At 74.9% G+C, this 18,804-nt stretch carries 15 protein-coding genes; 12 read left to right on the plus strand and 3 right to left on the minus strand.

From position 1 onward, the window contains the following. Window positions 1-135 precede the first annotated feature (135 nt). The 6 genes from metH (at window position 136) to ACI8AC_RS10400 (ending at window position 9,547) form a co-directional block, all read left to right on the plus strand. On the plus strand, window positions 136-3,948 hold the full coding sequence (metH, locus tag ACI8AC_RS10375; RefSeq protein ID WP_456897678.1) for a methionine synthase: 3,813 nt from the start codon (window positions 136-138) through the stop codon (window positions 3,946-3,948). A 140-nt stretch (window positions 3,949-4,088) separates the two neighbouring features. After that, window positions 4,089-4,514 (plus strand): group I truncated hemoglobin, encoded by a 426-nt coding sequence (locus ACI8AC_RS10380; RefSeq protein WP_456897679.1) that lies wholly within the window; start codon window positions 4,089-4,091, stop codon window positions 4,512-4,514. Then, window positions 4,514-5,554 carry an adenylate/guanylate cyclase domain-containing protein gene (locus tag ACI8AC_RS10385; protein WP_456897680.1) on the plus strand — a complete coding sequence of 347 codons (1,041 nt, stop codon included), beginning with the start codon at window positions 4,514-4,516 and terminating at the stop codon, window positions 5,552-5,554. Before ACI8AC_RS10380 ends, ACI8AC_RS10385 begins: the two co-directional genes overlap by 1 nt. A gap of 233 nt (window positions 5,555-5,787) precedes the next feature. Then, window positions 5,788-7,428, plus strand: coding sequence for an FAD-dependent oxidoreductase (locus tag ACI8AC_RS10390; protein ID WP_456897681.1), 1,641 nt, complete (start codon window positions 5,788-5,790; stop codon window positions 7,426-7,428). Further along, window positions 7,425-8,771 carry a cyclic nucleotide-binding domain-containing protein gene (locus tag ACI8AC_RS10395; protein ID WP_456897682.1) on the plus strand — a complete coding sequence of 449 codons (1,347 nt, stop codon included), beginning with the start codon at window positions 7,425-7,427 and terminating at the stop codon, window positions 8,769-8,771. The genes ACI8AC_RS10390 and ACI8AC_RS10395 overlap by 4 nt, the downstream gene beginning before the upstream one ends. A 74-nt stretch (window positions 8,772-8,845) precedes the next feature. After that, a complete protein-coding gene (locus ACI8AC_RS10400) occupies window positions 8,846-9,547 on the plus strand; it encodes an HAD family hydrolase (RefSeq protein WP_456897683.1) in 702 nt (233 codons plus the stop codon). Window positions 9,548-9,553: 6 nt separating this feature from the next. Here ACI8AC_RS10400 and ACI8AC_RS10405 read toward each other — a convergent pair whose 3' ends face one another. The 3 genes from ACI8AC_RS10405 to ACI8AC_RS10415 form a co-directional block, all read right to left on the minus strand. Further along, window positions 9,554-10,738 carry an amidohydrolase family protein gene (locus ACI8AC_RS10405; protein ID WP_456897684.1) on the minus strand — a complete coding sequence of 395 codons (1,185 nt, stop codon included), beginning with the start codon at window positions 10,736-10,738 and terminating at the stop codon, window positions 9,554-9,556. 154 nt (window positions 10,739-10,892) lie between these two features. Beyond that, on the minus strand, window positions 10,893-11,363 hold the full coding sequence (locus ACI8AC_RS10410; RefSeq protein WP_456897685.1) for a hypothetical protein: 471 nt from the start codon (window positions 11,361-11,363) through the stop codon (window positions 10,893-10,895). 41 nt (window positions 11,364-11,404) lie between these two features. After that, window positions 11,405-12,397, minus strand: a complete 993-nt coding sequence (locus tag ACI8AC_RS10415) for a RecB family exonuclease (RefSeq protein WP_456897686.1) — start codon at window positions 12,395-12,397, stop codon at window positions 11,405-11,407. Between the two features lie 83 nt (window positions 12,398-12,480). Between ACI8AC_RS10415 and ACI8AC_RS10420 the strand changes: the two genes are divergently transcribed. From ACI8AC_RS10420 to prcB, 6 genes are all read left to right on the plus strand, one after another. Continuing rightward, window positions 12,481-13,380 carry a tRNA (adenine-N1)-methyltransferase gene (locus tag ACI8AC_RS10420; protein ID WP_456897687.1) on the plus strand — a complete coding sequence of 300 codons (900 nt, stop codon included), beginning with the start codon at window positions 12,481-12,483 and terminating at the stop codon, window positions 13,378-13,380. Window positions 13,381-13,507: 127 nt separating this feature from the next. Further along, the gene (arc, locus tag ACI8AC_RS10425; protein ID WP_456897688.1) at window positions 13,508-15,277 is read left to right on the plus strand and encodes a proteasome ATPase; all 1,770 of its coding nucleotides are present in this window, start codon (window positions 13,508-13,510) and stop codon (window positions 15,275-15,277) included. 132 nt (window positions 15,278-15,409) lie between these two features. Next, window positions 15,410-16,915 carry a depupylase/deamidase Dop gene (dop, locus tag ACI8AC_RS10430; protein ID WP_456897689.1) on the plus strand — a complete coding sequence of 502 codons (1,506 nt, stop codon included), beginning with the start codon at window positions 15,410-15,412 and terminating at the stop codon, window positions 16,913-16,915. A gap of 106 nt (window positions 16,916-17,021) precedes the next feature. Further along, the gene (locus ACI8AC_RS10435; protein ID WP_456897690.1) at window positions 17,022-17,231 is read left to right on the plus strand and encodes a ubiquitin-like protein Pup; all 210 of its coding nucleotides are present in this window, start codon (window positions 17,022-17,024) and stop codon (window positions 17,229-17,231) included. A 21-nt stretch (window positions 17,232-17,252) separates the two neighbouring features. Next, window positions 17,253-17,957: an endonuclease domain-containing protein gene (locus ACI8AC_RS10440; RefSeq protein WP_456897691.1), complete on the plus strand. Its 705-nt coding sequence runs from the start codon at window positions 17,253-17,255 to the stop codon at window positions 17,955-17,957. Then, complete coding sequence (prcB, locus tag ACI8AC_RS10445; RefSeq protein ID WP_456897692.1) at window positions 17,954-18,796, plus strand: proteasome subunit beta; 843 nt, start codon at window positions 17,954-17,956, stop codon at window positions 18,794-18,796. The genes ACI8AC_RS10440 and prcB overlap by 4 nt, the downstream gene beginning before the upstream one ends. The last annotated feature ends 8 nt before the right edge of the window (window positions 18,797-18,804 follow it).

An 18,804-nucleotide genomic window follows, 5' to 3' on the forward strand; every position in this document is an offset into this window, starting at 1 on the left:
CGTCCGCAGGCACGACGGCGCGGACGGCCCGGCGCGTCCGTGAGACGATGGGCCCCGGTCGGCCGCCCACCGTCGGGGCCGACCGCCGCCCGCCGGCCACCCCGGCCCCCAGCACAGCCACCCCCGAGGACGCCCGTGCCCCAGCCGCCCGATCCCCGTCCCGACGCCACCGACGAGCTCACCGCGCTGCTGCGCGAGCGGATCCTGGTGCTCGACGGCGCGATGGGGACGGCGATCCAGCGGGACCGGCCCGACGAGGCCGGGTACCGGGGGGAGCGGTTCGCCGACTGGCCGGTCGACGTCCAGGGCAACAACGACCTGCTCGTCCTCACCGCGCCCGAGCTGGTCGCCGGCATCCACCGGGAGTACCTGGAGGCCGGCGCGGACCTGGTCGAGACCAACACCTTCAACGCCAACGCGGTCTCGCTGGGTGACTACCGCATGGCCGACCTGGCCTACGAGATCAACGTGGCCGCCGCCCGGCTGGCCCGGCGCGAGTGCGACGCGATGACCGCCCGCACCCCGGGCAGGCCGCGCTTCGTCGTCGGGGCGCTGGGCCCCACCACCCGGACGGCGTCCATCTCGCCGGACGTCAACGACCCCGGCGCCCGCAACGTCACCTTCGACGAGCTGCTGGCGGCCTACCTCGACCAGGCCCGCGGGCTGGTCGACGGCGGCGCCGACGTCCTGCTGGTCGAGACGGTCTTCGACACCCTCAACGCCAAGGCCGCGATCGCCGCGCTGGAGACGCTGTTCGACGAGCGCGGCCGCCGCTGGCCGGTGATGGTCTCCGGCACGATCACCGACGCCTCCGGGCGGACCCTGTCCGGGCAGGTCACGGAGGCGTTCTGGTACTCGGTGCGGCACGTGCGGCCGCTGCTGGTCGGGCTGAACTGCGCGCTGGGCGCCGCGGAGATGCGGCCCTACCTCGCCGAGCTGTCCCGCGTCGCCGACACCTTCGTGTCCTGCTACCCGAACGCCGGGCTGCCCAACGCCTTCGGCGAGTACGACGAGTCGCCGGAGCAGACCGCCGAGGTGCTCGGGGAGTTCGCCGCCAGCGGTTTCGTCAACCTCGTCGGCGGCTGCTGCGGGACCACGCCCGCGCACATCGCGGCGATCGCCGCCGCCGTCGAGGTCCGCACCCCCCGCACCCCGCCCGAGGTGCCGCCGGCGCTGCGGCTGTCCGGCCTCGAGCCGCTGACCGTCACCGCCGACAGCCTCTTCGTCAACGTCGGCGAGCGGACCAACATCACCGGGTCGGCCCGCTTCCGGAACCTCGTCAAGGCCGGCGACTACCCGGCCGCCCTCGCCGTCGCCCGCCAGCAGGTCGAGGCCGGCGCGCAGGTCATCGACGTCAACATGGACGAGGGCATGATCGACGGCGTCGCGGCCATGGACCGGTTCACCCGGCTCATCGCCGGGGAGCCGGACATCTGCCGGGTGCCGGTGATGATCGACTCCTCGAAGTGGGAGGTCATCGAGGCCGGGCTGAAGAACGTCCAGGGCAAGGCGGTGGTCAACTCCATCTCGCTGAAGAACGGCGAGGAGGAGTTCCTCGCGCAGGCGCGGGCCTGCCGCCGCTACGGCGCCGCCGTCGTCGTCATGGCCTTCGACGAGCAGGGGCAGGCCGACTCCCTGGAGCGCCGCCAGGAGATCTGCCGCCGGGCCTACGACCTGCTGACCGGGCAGGTCGGCTTCCCGGCCGAGGACATCATCTTCGACCCGAACGTCTTCGCCGTCGCCACCGGCATCGAGGAGCACGCCCGCTACGGGCTGGACTTCATCGAGGCCACCCGCTGGATCAAGCAGCACCTGCCCGGCGCGCTGGTCTCCGGCGGGATCTCGAACGTCTCGTTCTCCTTCCGCGGCAACAACCCCGTCCGCGAGGCCATCCACGCCGTCTTCCTGTACCACGCCATCGGCGCCGGCCTGGACATGGGCATCGTCAACGCCGGGGCCCTGGAGGTCTACGAGGAGGTCCCCGCCGAGCTGCGGGAGCGGATCGAGGACGTCGTCCTCGACCGCCGGCCCGACAGCACCGAGCGGCTGCTGGAGATCGCCGGGGACTACGCCGGGGACGGCGCGGCGAAGGAGGCCGCCGCCGAGGAGTGGCGGTCCCTGCCGCCCGCCGAGCGCATCACCCACGCCCTGGTCAAGGGCATCGACGAGTTCGTGGAGGCCGACACCGAGGAGCTGCGGTGCGAGATCGCCGCCCGCGGCGGCCGGCCCCTCGAGGTGATCGAGGGCCCGCTCATGGGCGGGATGAACGTCGTCGGCGACCTGTTCGGCGCCGGGAAGATGTTCCTGCCGCAGGTGGTCAAGTCCGCGCGGGTGATGAAGAAGGCCGTGGCCCACCTCGTCCCCTTCATCGAGGCCGAGAAGCGGCCCGGGGACGCGGGGAGCGGGGACGAGCGGCGCAGCAACGGCACCGTCGTCATGGCCACCGTGAAGGGCGACGTCCACGACATCGGCAAGAACATCGTCGGCGTCGTCCTGCAGTGCAACAACTACGACGTCGTCGACCTCGGCGTGATGGTCCCCGCCCAGCGGATCCTGGACGCGGCCAAGGAGGAGGGCGCCGACGTCATCGGCCTGTCGGGGCTGATCACCCCGTCGCTCGACGAGATGGTGAACCTGGCCGCCGAGATGGAGCGCCAGGGCTTCGACATCCCGCTGCTGATCGGCGGCGCCACGACCTCGCGGGCGCACACCGCGGTCAAGGTCGACCGGCGCTACCACGGCCCGGTGATCTGGGTGAAGGACGCCTCCCGGTCCGTGCCGGTCGTGGCGGCGCTGCTCTCCGACGAGCAGCGGCCGCGGCTGCTCGCCGAGACCGAGGCCGACTACGACGCGCTGCGCGAGCGGCACGCCGCCCGCGAGGACACCCGGACGCTGCTGCCGCTGGCCGCCGCCCGCGCCGCCGCGCCGCAGCTGGACTGGGCCGGCTACACCCCGCCGCGCCCGCACATGCTCCTGCAGCAGGCGCACGACGTCTGCGGGGGGCCCACCTGCGACCACCGGCACGGCGCGGTCACCCAGTTCGTCAAGACGATCCACGACCAGCCGCTCGAGGAGCTGCGCCGCTACATCGACTGGCAGCCGTTCTTCCTCGCCTGGGAGATGCGCGGCCGGTTCCCCGACCTCCTGCACAACCCGGCCAGCGGCGAGGCCGCCCGCCGGCTGTTCGAGGACGCCCAGCAGATGCTCGACCGCATCGTCGGCGAGCGCTGGCTGCGCGCCGACGGCGTGGTCGGCCTGTTCCCGGCCAACCGGGTCGGCGACGACATCGAGGTCTACACCGACGAGTCCCGCACCGCGGTCCGCGCCACCCTGCACCAGCTGCGCCAGCAGACCGAGGGCCGCGACGGCGCCCCGCGCAGGTCGCTGGCCGACCTGGTCGCCCCGCGGGAGACCGGGCTGGCCGACCACGTCGGCGCCTTCGCCGTCACCGCCGGCCTCGGGTCGGCCGAGCGGGTCGCGGCCTTCAAGGCCGCCCACGACGACTACAGCGCGATCCTGCTGGAGGCCCTGGCCGACCGGCTGGCCGAGGCCTTCGCCGAGCGGTTGCACGAGCGGGTGCGCACCGACCTGTGGGGCTACGCGCCCGACGAGCGCCTCGACGCCGAGGGCCTGCTCGCCGAGCGCTACCGCGGCATCCGCCCGGCGCCGGGCTACCCGGCCTGCCCGGAGCACTCCGAGAAGCGGACCATCTGGGAGCTGCTGGACGCCGAGGCGGCCACCGGCATCCGCCTCACCGAGAGCATGGCCATGTGGCCGGGCGCCTCGGTGAGCGGGCTGTACTTCTCGCACCCGGAGTCGCGCTACTTCAACCTGGGCCGGATCGGGCGCGACCAGGTCGAGGACTACGCCCGGCGGAAGGGCTGGACCCTCGCCGAGGCCGAGCGCTGGCTGGCCCCGAACCTGGCCTACCGCACGGAGGACGAGTAGCCGCAGGCGACCGGCCGGGGCCCGGGGACGATCGGCCCTCCCCGCCGGTGACGTCGGCCCCCTGCGGCGGCCCCGGCGCGGCACGAGGCTGTCGGCAGTCGGGCGGGAGCGCCTACGATCCGCCCCACCGGGAGGTCGGCATGCCGCAGACGGTGTTCGAGCGCAACGGTGGTTTCGCGCGCATCCGTCACGTGGTCTCCGACTTCTACGACACCGTGCTGGACTCCGCGCTGGCGCACCACTTCCAGCACACCGACATGCGGCGGCTCATCCAGCACCAGACGGCGTTCATCGCCTCCCTCACCGGCGGCCCCGGCGCCCACTACACCGACGAGGTGCTGTTCCGGGTGCACGCACCGCTGGGCATCACCGACGACGAGTTCGAGCTCATGCTGCGCCTGCTCGCCGAGGCGCTCGAGGACCACGACTGGTCGGTCGAGGACGTCGCGCTGGTGTCGGCGCGGTTCCGCGACCACCGGCCGGTCGTCGTCGCCGCCGCGGCCGCCCCACCGCCCCGGGCGCGCCCCCGCGCCGAGCGGCCGGCCCCGACGGAACCCGCGCCGTGATGGACGCCGGGATCGCCCGGCAGGTCCTGCAGTGCCTCGGCGAGGCGGTCGCGGTGGTCGACCCCGGGACGCTGGTCGTCGAGTTCGAGAACGCCCGCTTCTTCAACTGGTTCCCGCCGACCCAGGCCGACGAGGACACCGTCACCGGCCGCATCCCCGGCTTCCCCGCGGAGCGGGCGGTGTCCCGGCTCGCCGCGGGCCGCTCCTTCTCCCACGACGTCGAGCTCAAGGAGGGGGCGCGCTCGGTGAGCGTGCGGCTCGGGGTCCGCAGCATCGACCTCGACGGGGAGTCGCGCCTGCTGGTCGAGGGGGTGGACGTCTCCAAGCAGATGGAGGCGGAGTACATGCTCGACTCGTACTCGAAGATGGTCGAGCGCAACACCCGTGAGCTGCAGCGGGAGAAGGAGCGGGTGGAGAAGCTGCTGCTCAACATCATGCCGCGGACGGTCTTCAACGAGATGACCGAGTACGGCACGGTGACCCCGCAGCGCTTCGACAACGCCTCGATCCTCATGCTCGACTTCGTCGGGTTCACCTCGATGACCGTGTCGCGGGACCCGGGTGCGCTGATCGCCGAGCTGAACGACATCTTCACCGGCTTCGACCGCATCGTGGAGCTGTTCGGGTGCGAGCGGCTGAAGACCATCGGCGACGCCTACGTGGCCGTCGCGGGGCTGCCCGACCCGTCCCCCGACCACGCCCGCGACATCGCCCGGGTCGCCCTGCGGATGCGCCGCTTCATCGACAAGCGCAACGCCTCCCACGTCGAGCAGTGGTCCTGCCGCATCGGGCTGAACACCGGCCCGGTGATCGGTTCGATCGTCGGGGTCCAGAAGTACGTCTACGACGTCTTCGGCCCGGGGGTGAACCTGGCCTCGCGGATGGAGACGGCGGCCGAGCCGGGGACCATCGCGGTCAGCGAGCCCATGTTCGAGCTGCTCCGCAACGACTTCGTCCTCTCCGACCAGGGCGAGGTCGAGATCAAGGGGTTCGGCCCGCAGCGCGTCTACCACCTCGAGAGCGAGCCGCCGCGCCGCTGACCGCCCGCCTCGGGCCTTCCCGGCCCGGACGCCCCTCCCTACACTGGCGCGATCCCCGAGCTCCGGCGGCCGGCGGGAGATGCGCCGATGGACCGACCCGACGACGCGGGCCCGGGCACGCTCCCGCTCGCTCCCCGGGACCACCGGCTGCGGGTCCTCGCCTCCCCGTCCCCGCCCGGGTGCGCCGACGGGCGGCGGGCCTCGGGAGCCGGTCGTCGGTCGAGGAGGGCACCGTGACCCGGCCGGCGCTGGTGGCCGTGGACGACGACGGCCCGGTGCTCGCCGCCGTCGAGCGGGACCTGCGGACCCGCTACGCCGAGCGCTACCAGGTCTACGCGGTGCCCTCCGGTGAGCAGGCGCTGGACCTCCTCCGCCGGCTGCGGCTGCGGGAGGACCCCGTGGCGCTGCTCCTGGTCGACCAGCGGATGTCCGGCATGAGCGGCGTGGAGTTCCTGACCGCGGCCCGCCGGCTGTTCCCGGACGCCCGGCGGGTGCTGCTGACCGCCTACGCCGACACCGCTGCCGCGATCGCGGCCATCAACGAGGCCGAGGTCCAGCACTACCTGCTCAAGCCCTGGGACCCGCCGGAGGACCGGCTCTACCCGGTGCTCGACGACCTGCTCGAGACCTGGCGGCAACCGCCCCCCGTGGCGAACCTGCGCCTGATCGGGGACCGGTGGTCGCCGGCCAGCCACGAGCTGCGCCGGTTCCTGGGCCGCAACCTGGTCCCCTACCGGTGGCTGGAGATCGAGTCCGACCCGCGGGGCCGGGAGCTGCTCGACGTGGCCGGTGTCGACGCCGGGTCGCTGCCGGTCCTCCTCCTCGACGACGGCGAGGTCCTGGTCCGGCCCGGGCTCCCCGAGCTCGCGGCGCGGATCGGGCTGCGGGTCCGCGCGGAGCGGTCGGCCTACGACCTCGTGGTGGTCGGCGGCGGGCCGGCGGGCCTGGCGGCGGCGGTGTACGGCGCCTCCGAGGGGCTGTCCACCCTGGTGCTCGAGTGCAACGCGCCGGGCGGCCAGGCCGGCTCGACCAGCCGGATCGAGAACTACCTGGGCTTCCCGGTCGGCCTCTCCGGCGCCGACCTCACCGCCCGCGCCCGCGACCAGGCGGTCCGCCTCGGCGCCGAGATCCTGGTACCGGCGGAGGCGGTGCGGCTGCGCCGGGCCGATCCGTACACCGTCGTGGGGCTGCAGGACGGCAGCGAGGTCACCGCCTCGGCGCTGCTCGTCGCCACCGGGGTGGACTACCGGACCCTGGACGTCCCCGGCGCGGCCGGGCTCACCGGCGCCGGGGTGTACTACGGCGCCGGCCGCGCGGAGGCCGTGGACCACGAGGGCGGGCGGGTCTTCGTGGTGGGGGCCGGCAACTCGGCCGGCCAGGCCGCGGTCTTCCTCGCCGAGTTCGCCGCCTCGGTGACGGTCCTGGTCCGCGGGCCGGACCTGGGCGCCACCATGTCCCGCTACCTCGTCGACCGGCTGCTCGCGTCGGAGAAGATCACCGTCGACCACGGGACGGAGATCGCCGGGGCGGTGGGGGAGCGGCGGCTGGAGGGGTTGCGGCTGCGGACCGGCACCGCCGAGCGCGAGGTCCCCGCCGACGCCCTGTTCGTCTTCATCGGCCAGGCACCGCGGACGGGCTGGCTCGGCGGTGTCGTCCGGCGGGACGAGCGGGGCTTCGTGCTCACCGGCGCCGACCTCGGCGCGCCCCCGCCGGGGTGGCCGCTGCCCGCCCCGCCGCTGGCCCTGGAGACCTCGGTGCCCGGAGTGTTCGCCGCCGGTGACGTGCGGCACGGGTCGATGAAGCGGATCGCCTCGGCGGTCGGCGAGGGCGCGATGGCGGTCCGCCTCGCCCACGAGCGGCTGGGCGCGGGATGACCTCCGCCGCCGACCAGGAGGTGGTCACCGCCCTGCGCGGCTCGCGGCTGTTCTCGAGCCTGCCGGACGACGACGTCGCCGCCCTGGCCTCGGCCGCGCGCACCGTCGACCTCGCGCCCGGGCAGCTGCTCATCGCCCAGGGGTCACCGCCGGAGGCGATGTACGCCGTCCTGTGCGGCGAGCTCGAGGTCGTCCGGGACGTCGGCGGCTCGGACGTCCTGCTCAACGTCTGCGGCCCCGGCGAGCTGCTCGGCGAGCTCGGGATCGCCCACGGCCGGCCGCGCGCGGCCACGGTGCGGGCCCGCACCCGGAGCCGCGTGCAGCGCATCGGGGCCGAGGTCCTCGACGTGCTGCTGGCCCACCCCCGCTCCGCACGGGCCCTGCTGGAGGCGGCCACCCGGCGGCTGGACCAGCACGAGGGGATGGTGCGGCAGCACGAGCGGATGGCCGCCCTCGGGGCGCTGTCGGCCGGGCTGCTGCACGAGCTGAACAACCCGGCCAGCGCCGTGCAGCGCGGCGCCGCCCGGCTGCACGCGCTGCTGTCCGGGGACCCGGCTCCGGGCAACCCGCTGCAGCCCCTCGTCGGCGCGGCGCCGGTGCCCGCCGACCCGCTCGCCTTCGGGGACGCCGAGCGCGAGCTCGCCGACACCCTGGCCGACGCGGACGTCCCCCGCGGCTGGGAGACCGCCGCCCAGCTGGTGCGACTGGGGGTCGACCCGCCGTCCCTGGCCGCGGCGCTGGCCCGTCTGCCGCCGGACCGGCGCGAGCCCCGCGTCCGGGAGCTGGCCTGGGCCGCCGAGGTCGCGGCCCTGCTGGAGGACGTCTCCCGCGGGGCCGAGCACCTCGCCCGCATCGTCTCCGGCGTGCGCCCGCTGGCGTACTCGTCCGACCAGCCGCTCACCGACGTCGACGTGCACGAGTCCCTCGAGCAGGCCCTGGTGCTGGTGCGGCACAAGGTGCCCCCGGCCGTGCGGCTGGTCCGCGACCTCGCGCCGCAGGCGGTGCGCGTCGAGGGCTGGGCCGCCGACCTCGCCCTGGTGTGGACCAACCTCCTCGACAACGCCCTCTACGCGGTGGGCGAGGAGGGCACCGTGACGGTCCGGACCCGGGCGGACGGCGACAGCGTCGTCGTCGACGTCGAGAACACCGGCGGCACGGTGCCGGCCGAGGTCCTCGCGCACGCCTTCGACGCCTTCTTCACCACCAAGCCGGTCGGGGAGGGCACCGGGCTCGGGCTGGCCACCTCGCTCGCGGTCGTCGGCCAGCGGCACCGGGGGCAGCTCACGCTGACCTCGGCGGACGGCGTCACCCGCGCCCGCGTCGTGCTGCCGCGGCACCGGTAGGCCGGCCCGAGCCGTACCCAACCGGCCGCCTACCGTGGACGGCGCCCCCTTCCACGACGACGAGTGCAGGTGACGTGCGCGACGACCTGGCCGCGGTGCTGTTCGACATGGACGGCACGCTGGTGGAGACCGAGGAGCTCTGGGGCGACGCCCTGGCCGAGCTGGCCCGGCGGCACGACGGCGAGGTGTCGGCGGCCGCGCGGGCGGCGACGGTGGGCACGAGCATGCCGGTGGCGCTGGGCATCCTCTACGCCGACCTCGGCCTCGACCCCGACGACGCCCGGCTGGTGGCCGACACCGTCTGGGTCGAGGACCTGATGGTGGGCCTGCTCGACCGCCCGCTGCGCTGGCAGCCGGGGGCGCGGGAGCTGCTCGCCGAGGCCCGCGACGCCGGGCTCCCGACGGCCCTGGTGACGACGACGCCCCGCCGGCTGGCCGCGCCGCTGCTGGCCCGCATGGCCGACGACCTCGGCCCCCGGCTGTTCGGCGTCACCGTCTGCGGCGACGAGGTGCCGGCTCCCAAGCCCCACCCCGCCCCCTACCGGCAGGCGATGGCCGCCCTCGGGGTCGCCGCGGCCGGGTGCGTGGTCGTCGAGGACTCGCCCTCCGGCGCGGCCGCGGGGCTGGCCGCGGGTGCCGCGGTGCTCGCCGTCCCGTCCCTGCAGCCGGTGGGCCCCGCGCCCGGGCTGACGCTGCGCGGCAGCCTGTCCGGCGTGGACCTGGCCGAGCTCGGGACGCTGCTGACCGGCCGGGAGGCCGCCGGCTGCCCCGCCTGACCGCGCTCAGCCCCGGAGGACCTCCCGGCCCCGCAGCACGACCAGCCGGGGGCGCTGCAGGCACGCCGGGTCGGTGAGCGGGTCGCCGTCGACGGCCAGGAGGTCGGCGTCCCGGCCGGCGCGCAGCCGGCCGGTGCGGTGGCCCAGGCCGATCGCGTCGGCCGCCCGCCCGGTGGCGCCGGCCAGCGCCTCGGCCGCCGGGACGCCGCACGCGGCCACCAGCTCCGCCACGGCGAGGGCGACCAGCCCGTGCGGCTTCGGCGGCCCGACGCCGGCGTCGGTGCCCGCGAGGAGCGCGACACCCCCGCGGTGCAGCGCCGCCGCGGTGAGCAGGTGGTCCTCGTAGCTGGTGCCCGACGCCGCCATGCGCGCCTGCACGTGCGCCGGCGGCTCGACCCCGGGCAGCCGGCCCAGCGTGGGGCAGACCGCCGTCCCGGCCGCGGCCAGCCGGGCCGGCAGGTCGTCGGGCACCCGCGCGCCGCTGCCGGTCAGGCAGCTGCAGTGCTCGACGCCGTCGACGCCGGCCGCCAGCGCCGCCTCGACCGCGGGGAGGGCGTGCGCGTGGGCGGCGACCGGCAGGCCGACCCGGTGCGCCTCCTCCACGACGGCCCGGACCTCCTCGGGGGAGAACTGGCAGGCCGTGACGTCCGTGCAGGGGGTGAGCAGCCCGCCGCTGACCATGACCTTGACGACGTCGGCACCGCGGTCGGCCCGCTCGCGGACCGCCCGGCGCAGCCCCGGCACGCCGGTCACCTCGCCGCCCATCGCCCAGCAGTGGCCGCGCGGTGAGGTCAGCGGCGGCCCGGAGGCGACGACGGTGGGCGCGTCCGCGGCGCGGCGCGGCCGGTCCACGACCACCCAGTCGCGGTCGCCGAGGTCCCGCACGGTGGTGACGCCGGCCCGCAGCTGCCGGGCCAGGGCGTCGGTGACGATCTCCCCGAGCCGCCCGGCGGCCAGGTCGGGCAGCTGGTCGAGGGCGCGCGGGCCGCCGTCGCCGCACAGGTGCACGTGGGTGTCCACCAGCCCGGGGAGCAGGGTGGCCCCGGGCAGGTCGGTGACGGTGCAGCCGTCGGGGGCCGGGGCGGCGGCCGGCTGCACGCCCCGGATCGTGGCGCCGTCGAGGAGCACCAGCGCGCCGCCGGGGAGCGGCCGCTCGCCGTCGAAGGCCCGGTCGGCTCGGTACCCGTGCACGGGCGGCTCCCCGGCGTCGAGGTGGGGTCGGCCCCGGCATCGTCCTCCCGCCGGGGGTCGCAGGGCCAGCAGGTCGAGCGCGGCCGCCGGCGGCGGTGTTGCCGCGCCCGCGCCCCGGTGCGGGCGGGCCGTGCCCGGCGCGACCGGGCCCGGATCAGCGTCCGCCCCGCACGGCGGCCCGCTCGGCGGCGTGCGCCACCCGCCGGAGCAGGCGACGGGTGACCACGGCGTGCCCGCCGGTCCCGATCACGGCGAGCCGGTAGGCGGCGCCCCGGCGGCCCGGGAAGGCGGCCCGGGTCTCGAGGCCGAGCCGGGATCCGCTCCCGCGCGGCTCGACCCGGGCCACGATCCCGTAGCGGGCGTACCGGTGCCGGCCGGCCACGACCAGCAGCCGGGGCGGCTGCGCCGTCACGACGCGGAAGCCGGGGACGGTCGAGCCCACGCCCGGCCGGTCCCAGCCGGTCGTGGCCGACGGCTCCCAGCCCGGCAGCCGGGCCAGGGCCGGCGACGTGCCGGTGCCGAACGCGCTCCCCAGCACCTGGAGGACGGCGTTCCACACCGCGGGCGGCGGAGCGCCGACGACGAGGGAGTGCGCGTCGACGGAGGGCAGGTCCTCCAGCGGCATGCCGGGCGACGGGGCCGGGGCGCGGCGTGCGGGCGGCTCGCTCAGTCCCGCTCGACGACCGGCAGCGACGCCCAGCCGGCCGCGGCGGCGGCCTCGGCGGGGAACGGCGGCGGGGTGCCCCCGAACGACGGGCACAGGGCCTGGTGGTCGCACCAGGCGCACAGCCGGGTGCGGTTCGGCCGGAAGTCGCCGGTGGCCACCGCCCGCTCGATCGCCGCCCAGATGGCGGTCAGCGTCCGCTCGAAGCGCACCAGCTCGCCCTCGTCCGGGGCGTAGGTGAGCGTGTCGCCGTCCCCGAGGTAGATCAGCTTCAGCTGGCTGGCCACCACGCCGCGGGTGCGCCAGAGCACCAGGGCGTAGAACTTCATCTGGAACAGCGCCTTGGCCTCGAAGGCCTCGCGCGGCATGGAGCCGGTCTTGTAGTCGACCACCCGCAGGGCCCCGTTGGGGGCGACGTCCAGCCGGTCGACGTAGCCGCGCAGCAGCAGCCCGTCGGGCAGGGTGACCTCGATGAGCTCCTCGCGGCCGTGCGGCTCGATGCGGGAAGGGTCCTCCAGGGTGAAGTAGGTCTCCACCAGCCGCCCGGCCGAGGCCAGCCAGCTCTCCAGCGGCTCGCCGGCACCCTCGGCGCCCTCGGCCGTGACGAGGGCCGCGACCTCGGGGTCGGCGGCCAGCTCCTCCCAGGCCGGGGCCACCAGCGCGCGGGCGGCCTCGGGGGTGCGCTGCGCGGCGGGCAGGTCGTAGAGCCGCTCCAGCACCGCGTGCACCAGCGTGCCGCGCACGGCCGCGGGGCTGCGGCGCTCCGGCAGCCGGTCGATGGTGCGGAACCGGTACAGCAGCGGGCAGGTCTTGAAGTCGGCCGCCCGGCTGGGGGACAGGGCGGGCCGGCGCGGGGCGCCGGGCGCGTCGGGCCCGGTCGCGTCCGGGGAAGGGGCAGCCGCGGGGGCGGGCTGCCCGGGAACCGCGCTGCCGTCGAGCGCCGAGTCCTGCGCTCCGCCGTCGAGCGCCGAGTCCTGCGCCGTCGCCGTCGTCATGCTCCCGAGGCTAGGCGCGCCCGCCGACAGTCCGGGAGCGCGCGCCGCGGAGCGCCGCCCGGGTCCTCGTAGGCTGGCCGCCCGTGGACGTCGAGCAGCAGACCCCGGATCACCCCGACGCGCCGGCGGCGCCGGGGGGTGCCGACCCGCGGGAGCCGGTGCCGGGCGCCTTCGTCGCCGGCGACCGGGTCCAGCTCACCGACCCCAAGGGCCGGCTGCACACCGTCGTCCTCGAGCCCGGGAAGCTGTTCCACACCCACCGCGGCGCCATCGCCCACGACGACCTCATCGGCGCGCCGGAGGGCTCCGTCGTCCACTCGACGGCCAACACCGGCTACCTGGCGTTCCGGCCGCTGCTGGCCGACTTCGTGCTGTCCATGCCGCGCGGCGCCCAGGTCATCTACCCCAAGGACGCCGCGCAGATCGTCGCCTTCGGCGACATCGGGCCCGGCATGCGCGTGCTCGAGGCCGGCGCCGGCTCGGGCGCGCTGACCTGCTCGCTGCTGCGCGCCGTGGGGGAGCGGGGTGCCGTGACCAGCTACGAGCGCCGGGAGGACTTCGCCGACGTCGCCCGCGCCAACGTCGGCGCCTTCTTCGGCGACGTCCCGGGGAACTGGGACCTGCGGCTGGGGGACCTCGCCGACCACCCGGCCGGGGAGGTCGTCGACCGGGTCGTCCTGGACATGCTCGAGCCGTGGGCGGTGCTGCCCGCGGTGGCCGCCGCGCTGCGCCCGGGCGGCGTCCTCGTCGGGTACGTGGCCACCGCCACGCAGCTGTCGACCTACGTCGAGGCGCTGCGGGCCCAGGGGGTGTGGACCGAGCCGCACGCCTGGGAGACCCTGCTGCGGCCCTGGCATGCGGTCGGGCTGGCGGTGCGCCCGGAGCACCGGATGGTCGCCCACACGGCGTTCCTGGTGACCGCCCGCCGGCTGGCCGAGGGCGTCACCGCCCCCACCCGCCAGCGCCGCGCCCAGCGCCACTGAGGCGGCTCCGCCGGACCCCGGCGCAGACGGATCCGGGCCGTTACCCGGCGCCCGCGAGCCCCCGGCACACCGTCGGCGGCCGTGTATAGATTTGCCTCCTGGCTCCCCCGATGTGCGGAGGTGCGCGATGGGCCTGGGTCCCGACGAGTTCCGAGCGCGACGTGAGCGCGACGTGTCCGCGCTGCTCAGCCAGATCTCCTACCTCGAGGAGGAGATCGGCCTGCTGCGTCGCAAGGTCGCCGACAGCCCCCGCCAGGTGCGCGCGCTCGAGGAGCGGCTCGCCGAGGCGGAGGGGCGCGCGGCGTTCCTCTCGGAACGCAACGACAAGCTGACCGGCACGCTGCGCGAGGCGCGCGAGCAGCTGGTTGCGCTCAAGGAGGAGATCGACCGGCTCGGGCAGCCGCCGTCGGGGTACGGCGTCTACCTGACCCGGTACGAGGACGGCACGGTCGACGTCTTCACCGGCGGCCGCAAGCTGCGGGTGTCGGTCTCCCCGGCGGTCGAGCTCGACGAGCTGCGGCACGGCCAGGAGGTGATGCTCAACGAGGCGATGAACGTCGTCGAGGCCTGCGGCTTCGAGCGCTCCGGCGACGTGGTCATGCTCAAGGAGCTGCTCGAGCCCGTGGCCGGGGAGGCCCCGCGCGCCCTGGTGATCGGGCACACCGACGAGGAGCGGGTGGTCCACCTCGCCGACTCGCTGGCCGACCAGCCGCTGCGCAGCGGTGACTCGCTGCTGCTGGAGACCCGCTCGGGCTACGTCTACGAGCGGATCCCCAAGAGCGAGGTCGAGGAGCTCGTGCTGGAGGAGGTCCCCGACATCGACTACTCCGACATCGGTGGCCTCGCGCGGCAGATCGAGCAGATCCGGGACGCCGTCGAGCTGCCGTTCCTGCACGCCGACCTGTTCCGCGAGTTCGAGCTGCGCCCGCCCAAGGGGATCCTGCTCTACGGGCCGCCCGGCTGCGGCAAGACGCTGATCGCCAAGGCCGTGGCCAACTCGCTGGCCAAGAAGGTCGCCGCGGTGAAGGGGGAGGGGCAGGCGAGGTCCTACTTCCTCAACATCAAGGGCCCGGAGCTGCTCAACAAGTACGTGGGCGAGACGGAGCGGCACATCCGGCTGGTCTTCCAGCGGGCCCGGGAGAAGGCCGGCGAGGGGACGCCGGTGATCGTGTTCTTCGACGAGATGGACTCGATCTTCCGCACCCGCGGGTCGGGCGTGTCCTCCGACGTGGAGTCGACGATCGTGCCCCAGCTGCTCAGCGAGATCGACGGGGTCGAGGGCCTGGAGAACGTCATCGTCATCGGCGCCTCCAACCGCGAGGACATGATCGACCCGGCGATCCTGCGGCCCGGCCGGCTCGACGTGAAGATCAAGATCGAGCGGCCGGACGCCGAGGCCGCCCGGGACATCTTCAGCAAGTACCTCACCACCACCCTCCCGCTGCACCCCGACGACCTCGGCGAGCACGGCGGCAGCCGCGAGGCGACGATCGCCGGGATGATCCAGCGCACCGTCGAGCGGATGTACACCGAGAGCGAGGAGAACCGCTTCCTCGAGGTGACCTACGCCAACGGGGACAAGGAGGTCCTGTACTTCAAGGACTTCAACTCCGGCGCGATGCTGCAGAACATCGTCGACCGCGCCAAGAAGATGGCCATCAAGGAGCGGCTGGACACCGGCGCCGGCGGGCTGCGGGTCGGCCACCTCATGCAGGCGTGCCTCGACGAGTTCAAGGAGAACGAGGACCTGCCCAACACCACCAACCCCGACGACTGGGCGCGGATCTCGGGCAAGAAGGGCGAGCGGATCGTCTACATCCGCACGCTGATCAGCGGCAAGGGCACCGAGTCCGGCCGCGCGATCGACACCGCCACCAACACCGGCCAGTACCTGTAGCCGGCCCCCCGACGGCCCGGTCCGCGCCCCAGGGCGCCGGCCGGGCCGTCGGCGCGCGCCGAGCGGGAAGGGCCGGATGCGTTCGGTGACCGTGCCCGCCGGTGCCCCGGCCAGGCCGCCTAGGGTTGGGCCATGAGCGTGCGGCGGGTCATGGGGACCGAGGTCGAGTACGGCGTCTCGGTGCCCGGGCAGCCCTCGGCGAACCCGACCACCCTGTCCAGCCAGGTGGTGAACGCCTGGGCGGTGGCCGAGGCGCCGACGCCGCGCCGGCCGCGCTGGGACTTCGAGGAGGAGTCGCCGCTGCGCGACGCGCGGGGCTTCGACCTGTCCCCGGCGCAGGCCCTCGACCACGCCGACCTCGACGAGGACGCCGGGATGGCCAACGTCATCCTCACCAACGGGGCCCGGCTCTACGTCGACCACGCCCACCCGGAGTACTCGACGCCGGAGGTCACCAACCCGCGCGACGTCGTCCTGTGGGACAAGGCGGGGGAGTACGTGATGGCCGAGGCGGCCCGGCGGGCCGCGCGCATCCCGGGCACCAGCCCGATCCAGCTGTACAAGAACAACACCGACGGCAAGGGCGCCTCGTACGGTGCGCACGAGAACTACCTCATGGACCGGCGGACGCCGTTCCTCGACATCATCCGCGGGCTGATCCCGTTCTTCGTCACCCGGCAGGTCGTCGCCGGCTCCGGGCGGGTGGGCATCGGCACCGAGAGCCGCACGCACGGGTTCCAGATCTCCCAGCGCGCCGACTTCTTCGAGGTCGAGGTCGGGCTGGAGACCACGCTCAAGCGGCCGATCATCAACACCCGCGACGAGCCGCACGCCGACGCCGACAAGTACCGCCGGCTGCACGTGATCATCGGCGACGCGAACCTGGCGGAGCTGTCCACCTACCTCAAGGTCGGGACGACGTCGCTGGTGCTGGCCCTGATCGAGGCCCGGGCCCTGACCCAGGACCTCACCATCGAGGAGCCCGTGGAGGCGCTGCAGGCCATCAGCCACGACCCGTCGCTGACCCACCGGGTGCGCCTCCGGGACGGGCGGCGGATGACCGCGCTGGAGGTGCAGGAGGCCTACCTGGAGATGGCCCAGGCGCACGTCGACCGCACCGGGACCTCCGACGAGCAGACCGCCGACGTGCTGCGCCGGTGGGCCGAGGTGCTCGCCGACCTGCGGGAGGACCCGATGCGCCTGGCCGACCGGCTCGACTGGCCGGCCAAGCTGCGGCTGCTCGAGGGCTACCGCTCCCGCGACGGGCTGGCGTGGGGGGACTCGCGGCTGCAGCTGGTCGACCTGCAGTACTCGGACGTGCGCCCGGACAAGGGGCTCTACCACCGGCTGCTGGCCCGCGGGTCGATGACCCGGATGCTCACCGACGAGGAGGTCGCGCGCGCCGTCGCCCGGCCGCCGACCGACACCCGGGCCTTCTTCCGCGGCGAGTGCCTGCGCCGCTACCCCGCCCAGGTGGCCGCCGCCTCCTGGGACTCGGTGGTGTTCGACCTGGGGCGGGAGAACCTGGTGCGGATCCCGACCATGGAGCCGCTGCGGGGCACCCGCGACCACGTCGGGGCGCTGTTCGAGTCGACGTCGTCCGCGCAGGAGCTGGTCGACACGATCACGGGGGGCTGATCCCCGGCCTCCGCGGCGCCGACGCCCGTTCGTCACCCCGCGCGGGTAGCTTGCACCACAGGCAGCGGCCACCCCAGACGCAGCCAGCCACGACACGGAGGCACCCATGGCCACGAGGGACACCGGCGGTCAGCAGCGCGCGACCCGTTCGCGGGAGGAGACCGAGGAGGTCGAGGCCTCGGTCGACACCGACGTCGCCGAGCGGCACAAGGAGATGTCCGAGGACATCGACTCCATCCTCGACGAGATCGACGAGGTGCTGGAGGAGAACTCCGAGGAGTTCGTTCGATCCTACGTACAGAAGGGAGGCGAGTGAACACTCTGCGTAGTCATCGCGATGACGGCGACCAAGCGCTGTCCTGACTGCGGAGAAGTCAAGACCCACTCGGAGATCGGGCGCAACCAGTCCCTCGGCGATGGCCTTTCGTTCTACTGCCTGGCCTGCAATCGACGTCGGAACCGAGCGTGGTACCGCCGCCGGCGTGAGTCGACGGGGCTGACCGTCCGGGATCACTCATGGATCTCGGAGGGGTTCCGCTGGTGTCCCGTCTGCCAGCAGCCCGTGGCACACGAGGACTACACCCGGAACTCGCGGACCGCGTCCGGATTCGGGAGCCGGTGTCGCGCCTGCGATCGTGCCGAGAACGCAGCTGCCTACCTGCACCGGACGCACGGGATCACCCGGGCGGACCTCGATGCTCTCCGCGCCGCGCAGGGGGACCGGTGCGGCATCTGCGGGGAGCCGGGGCCGGAGCACCTCGACCACGACCACGCGACCGGCCGGACCCGCCGGCTGCTGTGCCAGCGGTGCAACCAGGGGCTCGGCCTGTTCCGCGACGACCCCGCCCTCCTGCACACCGCCGCGCTGTACGCCCAGGGGCACCGTGAGCAGCACGCGTCCGAGCGGCTCGCCCTCGCGGAGGCGCCCGGCCCGGCGGAGGCCCCGCCGGTAGGGTCGCACCGACGTCAGGCGAGGCCCCGGGCACCGGGGCGCACGAGCGGGTTCCGCCGGCAGCGGCCGGCAAGAGAGGCGGATGGGTGACCGAGTCGTCAGCTGGCCGGGGCGGGTTCTCACCCGCCTACCTGGACCGGGTGGGGTCCTCGTTCACCGATTTCCTCGCGGCGACCACGCCCGAGCTGCTGCCCGGGCGGCGGCCCGTCCCGCAGCTGCCCGTCGGTGACCTCGCCCCGCACGGCACGACGATCGCCGCGGTGACCTACGCGGACGGCGTCCTCATGGGCGGCGACCGCCGGGCCACCATGGGCAACCTCATCTCGAGCCGGGACATCGAGAAGGTCTACCCGGCCGACGCCTGGTCGGTGATCGGCATCGCCGGCGCCGCGGGCATCGCGATCGAGATGGTGAAGCTGTACCAGGTCGAGCTCGAGCACTACGAGAAGATCGAGGGCCTCACGCTCTCCCTCGACGGCAAGGCCAACCGGCTGGCGCAGATGATCCGCGGCAACCTCGGGGCGGCGCTGCAGGGCCTGGCCGTCGTCCCGCTGTTCGCCGGCTACGACCTCGACGCCGCGCCCGGCACCACCCCGGGCCGGATCTTCAGCTACGACGTCACCGGCGGGAACTACGAGGAGCGCGGCTACGCGACCGTCGGCTCGGGGTCGCTGTTCGCCCGCAACTCGCTGAAGAAGACCTGGCGGTCGGGCCTGGGCCGGGACGCCGCGACGCGCAGCCTCGTCGAGGCCCTCTACGACGCCGCCGACGACGACTCGGCCACCGGCGGCCCGGACCCGGTCCGGCGGCTGTACCCGATCGTCTACCGGGTGGACGCCGAGGGCGCCGTGCGGCTCCCCGACGACGAGGTCGCCGCCGTCGCCGCCACCATCGTCGACGAGCGGGCCGCCGCCGAGGGGCAGGGCTGATCGCCGTG

The organism is Geodermatophilus sp. SYSU D00758 (genome assembly GCF_054049955.1).

Excerpts from the sequence above, each read along its gene's own strand:
- ACI8AC_RS10440 (WP_456897691.1), top strand. The coding sequence starts at position 17,253 with ATGACGGCGACCAAGCGCTGTCCTGACTGCGGAGAAGTCAAGACCCAC.
- ACI8AC_RS10395 (WP_456897682.1), top strand. The coding sequence starts at position 7,425 with ATGACCTCCGCCGCCGACCAGGAGGTGGTCACCGCCCTGCGCGGCTCG.
- ACI8AC_RS10385 (WP_456897680.1), top strand. The coding sequence starts at position 4,514 with ATGGACGCCGGGATCGCCCGGCAGGTCCTGCAGTGCCTCGGCGAGGCG.
- ACI8AC_RS10415 (WP_456897686.1), bottom strand. The coding sequence starts at position 12,397 with ATGACGACGGCGACGGCGCAGGACTCGGCGCTCGACGGCGGAGCGCAG.
- arc (WP_456897688.1), top strand. The coding sequence starts at position 13,508 with ATGGGCCTGGGTCCCGACGAGTTCCGAGCGCGACGTGAGCGCGACGTG.
- ACI8AC_RS10435 (WP_456897690.1), top strand. The coding sequence starts at position 17,022 with ATGGCCACGAGGGACACCGGCGGTCAGCAGCGCGCGACCCGTTCGCGG.
- dop (WP_456897689.1), top strand. The coding sequence starts at position 15,410 with ATGAGCGTGCGGCGGGTCATGGGGACCGAGGTCGAGTACGGCGTCTCG.
- ACI8AC_RS10410 (WP_456897685.1), bottom strand. The coding sequence starts at position 11,363 with ATGCCGCTGGAGGACCTGCCCTCCGTCGACGCGCACTCCCTCGTCGTC.
- ACI8AC_RS10380 (WP_456897679.1), top strand. The coding sequence starts at position 4,089 with ATGCCGCAGACGGTGTTCGAGCGCAACGGTGGTTTCGCGCGCATCCGT.